The sequence below is a fragment of the Pseudoalteromonas sp. SR45-5 genome (assembly GCF_014163565.1).
GTDB lineage: Bacteria > Pseudomonadota > Gammaproteobacteria > Enterobacterales > Alteromonadaceae > Pseudoalteromonas > Pseudoalteromonas distincta.
This window is the reverse complement of sequence record NZ_JACJDN010001010.1, coordinates 1-796: the sequence shown is the minus strand read 5'-3', so window position 1 is coordinate 796 and position 796 is coordinate 1. Positions and strand designations below refer to the sequence as shown.

The following is a 796-nucleotide window of genomic DNA, read 5'->3' as shown; positions in this document are numbered from 1 at the left end:
GCTTTAAAAAAGTCTGTTCTGAACTCATTAAATTGCTGAAAACAGGTGTTTTTTAATGCCGATGCAAGCTCCCCAGGTTGAGGGTTCCAAGGCATTATTTTTGCGCCTAAAATACTAAATAACTCACTGACTGGTTTGTTTTGGTTGCTATTGCGCCAATGCCTTACAAGTTGTTTTTTATATTCAGCAAAGCGTTTTGCACAAATTTCTACATTAAATAAAGCATCTATTAATTGATCAACAAGCTCTAACTGACTGGATGAAAGCCCAGCGGTATGTAGAGTTAATCCACCTTGATGCGAGGTTAAGTGGTAGCTAAGTCCTGCAAGTTCTGCAGGATAAAATTGCTCGCCTACGCTATCCATAAATAAATCTGTAAATAAGCGGGTGAGAGCCATATGCTTTACATCTTTTACGGCAAAATCAGAATCCATGGCCAAATAAAAATGACCTTTAGCAACACGAAATGTGTTGTCTTGTTTAAACCAAAAGTCAAAACCGGGTTCTTGTACTAATAACTCGGGTTTTGTTTGTGGTTTTATGACATCAAATAACACCACTTCTTTTGTCAAATAAGGATTAGCGGTAGGCAGCAGCATTTCGCTCAGCGGTTTATTTATCTCGCTAAGTGCATCAAGCCAATTAGGTGAAATATGTTCTACTTTATATGGTGTGTTGTACCATGCGGTTTTATGTTCAGGCTCTACATCTGGATGTATAAGTACGATGCGCATATTATGTGGCGTTAACCACTGCATGGCCATTTCGTGGGTCGCTTTTTTAAAGCCTTCCATTA

1 pseudogene is annotated in these 796 nt (G+C 38.7%); it reads right to left on the bottom strand.

Annotation, left to right across the window (positions count from 1 at the left end):
- Positions 1 to 796, bottom strand: a pseudogene (locus H5072_RS20705) (peptidase M16); the annotation flags it as partial.